The sequence below is a fragment of the Undibacterium sp. Ji83W genome (genome assembly GCF_049340385.1).
Taxonomy (GTDB): Bacteria; Pseudomonadota; Gammaproteobacteria; order Burkholderiales; family Burkholderiaceae_D; genus Undibacterium.
Genome location: NZ_JBMPOZ010000064.1, coordinates 1 through 761, shown reverse-complemented (window position 1 = coordinate 761; position 761 = coordinate 1). Strand labels below are relative to the sequence as shown.

Below are 761 nucleotides of genomic sequence, written 5' to 3'. Positions count from 1 at the left end.
TTACTTTAGCGTTTGCCGTATCTCAAGGAATTTGATTTTTTCTAAAACTTGTCTTTCGACAGCTTTTCAAACTCTTTTTAATACTATGTTTGTTCGATACAATCACAACCCTTCCATAATTTCCACTTACAACTGTCGTTGCAAGCTTCTCTTTACAGAAATAATTTTGATTATTTCTACTTTACTTCTTCTAAATTGTTAAAGAACGAGAACTACTTATTACTATGTCTTTCGCTTTGAAAGTACAAACCTAAACCTCGGTGCTAACTTACTGCACTGACTTAGGTTTGCGATTTCTTGGTGGAGGATGACGGGATCGAACCGACGACCCCCTGCTTGCAAAGCAGGTGCTCTCCCAGCTGAGCTAATCCCCCTCGTTCAAACAAAAGTACAAACCTACTTTTGTTTGGTTGAGATTCCTAAAAAAGCCTGGCAAAGCCAGCTCTTTTTTAGAACAACTTCTACGCAAAATCGCTCTTGCATAGTGTGTTTGGTGGTGGGTCTGGTTGGGCTCGAACCAACGACCCCCGCGTTATCAACACGGTGCTCTAACCAACTGAGCTACAGACCCGCTACTGAACTTCAGTCGCTGTCCGGTCATTGCTACCCCGACGCAAACCGTTCTCTGTTCATTATCATTAACAGTCAATAAGTGTGGACACTTAACTACGCGCTACTCTAGAAAGGAGGTGATCCAGCCGCACCTTCCGATACGGCTACCTTGTTACGACTTCACCCCAGTCACGAACCCTGCCGTGGTA

General features: G+C 43.8%; 2 tRNA genes and 1 rRNA gene. All 3 read right to left on the bottom strand.

The features are described from left to right. Window positions 1-298 precede the first annotated feature (298 nt). A tRNA-Ala gene (locus ACO0LD_RS31740) sits at window positions 299-374 on the bottom strand. A gap of 120 nt (window positions 375-494) precedes the next feature. Further along, a tRNA-Ile gene (locus tag ACO0LD_RS31735) sits at window positions 495-571 on the bottom strand. A gap of 111 nt (window positions 572-682) precedes the next feature. Further along, window positions 683-761: ribosomal RNA gene (locus ACO0LD_RS31730) — 16S ribosomal RNA — on the bottom strand; the annotation flags it as partial.